Source organism: Barnesiella sp. CU968, assembly GCF_905219685.1.
Lineage (GTDB): Bacteria > Bacteroidota > Bacteroidia > Bacteroidales > Muribaculaceae > Lepagella > Lepagella muris_A.
This window is the reverse complement of sequence record NZ_CAJMXD010000513.1, coordinates 1-1,705: the sequence shown is the minus strand read 5'-3', so window position 1 is coordinate 1,705 and position 1,705 is coordinate 1. Positions and strand designations below refer to the sequence as shown.

The 1,705-nt window shown below is 45.0% G+C and carries 2 protein-coding genes; one reads left to right on the top strand and one right to left on the bottom strand.

Features of this window, described 5'->3' with window-relative positions; all coding sequences use genetic code 11:
• Positions 1–740, bottom strand: a 740-nt coding sequence (locus JX312_RS13235; RefSeq protein ID WP_204458385.1) for an RNA methyltransferase, incomplete at its 3' end; no start/stop codon positions are given.
• Between the two features lie 163 nt (positions 741–903).
• Here JX312_RS13235 and nfo point away from each other — a divergent pair.
• Positions 904–1,705, top strand: an 802-nt coding sequence (gene nfo, locus JX312_RS13230; RefSeq protein WP_204458384.1) for a deoxyribonuclease IV, incomplete at its 3' end; no start/stop codon positions are given.

Sequence of the window (1,705 nt, the reverse complement as noted above, 5' to 3'; positions counted from 1 at the left end):
AATTGAGAAAGAACAACAGCTGTGACAACAGCCACATTGAGTGATTCGGAATGATTTCCCGAATCATAAGGGGGAATCAGCAACGGGGATGTCACCATATTTCTTATCGGTGCGGATATCCCTTTACCCTCATTGCCCATTATAATGAAACCCGATGCTGAAAGCGAGGCTTCATATATATTGTCTCCATTCAGCAAAGTTCCGTAAACCGGAATCTCGGGATTATCGTTCAAAAGACGGCAAAGGTCACAATATACGACCTCAACCCTCCCCAATGAACCCATTGTTGACTGGACTGTTTTGGGATTAAAAATGTCCACGGTATCTTTCGACGCATAAATCCGGTCTATACCGAACCAATGGGCGGTACGTATAATAGTTCCCAAATTACCGGGATCCTGAACTCCGTCAAGAAGCAGATACAATTTGTCGGGAGCAGGCTCCGGAACATTGTCATAGTAACCATCCGGAATCCGGTATACGGCAAGAATATCGGATGGCGTGGAAAGCGATGAAATCTTACCCATCTGACCCTGCGATACCACGAACGAAACATTCCTGCATCCCCACTCTTCAGGAATGGACTCCGGATTGGTTGAGACTATTGCCTCCACTTCAAAACTGCCGATGGTATCTTCTATACTTTTACGCCCTTCCGCGATAAATAGACCATGGCGGTCACGCATCTTGCGACGCGATAATTGTGAGTATATTCCTTGTTTTGCTTTTGAGAGTTCCATGTTTTCCTGCTTTCGCAACATATTATGATTACGAAATTAGCTAAAATTTACAACATTATGACAAAAACAGGCAAGCAAGTGAATTTTTTTTTTTAATTTTGTGGTAAATCTCAGTCTATACAAGACCGAAGGCTATATTGCTTAATTGATAAATTCTTAAGACATGAAATATATAGGCGCCCACGTAAGTGTGAAAGGTGGTGTCTCCAATGCGCCGCTTGAAGCGGCAAGAATAGGAGCAAAAGCCTTTGCCCTTTTTACCGGCTCAAGCAACCGCTGGGCATCAAAAGCAATCTCTGAAGAAGAGACAGAACGGTTCAAAGCCAATTGTGAGGCAGGAGGCTTCTCTCCGGCTCATATATTGCCACACGATAATTTTCTTATCAATCTGGGAAGTCCGGATCCGCAGAAACTTGGAATGTCACGCAAATCATTCATCGATGAAATGAGACGATGCTCCCAGCTGGGTCTGACCATGCTCAATTTTCATCCCGGAAGCCACCTGAAGGAGATTCCCGTTGATGATTGCCTTGATCTCATTGCCGAAAGCATCAACATATCACTTGACCAGACAGAAGGTGTGACGGCTGTTATTGAATCGACCGCAGGACAAGGTTCAAATCTCGGCTATGAGTTCGGACAGATAGCCCATATCATTGACAAGGTCGAAGACAAGACAAGGGTTGGCGTATGTGTAGACACCTGTCATACTTATTCGGCAGGATACGACCTGAGATCGGAAGAAGGATATGCGAAAACATGGAACGATTTTGACCGTATCATCGGTGCAGGATATCTTCGCGCCCTTCATCTCAATGACGACAAGAGGGAACTCGGTTCTCGCATTGACAGACATGAAGAGATAGGCAAAGGCACACTTGGCGAAGAATTCTTCATCCGCCTTGTCAACGACCCCAGATTCGACAATATGCCTCTTATTCTCGAGACTCCGAACGATGCGATAT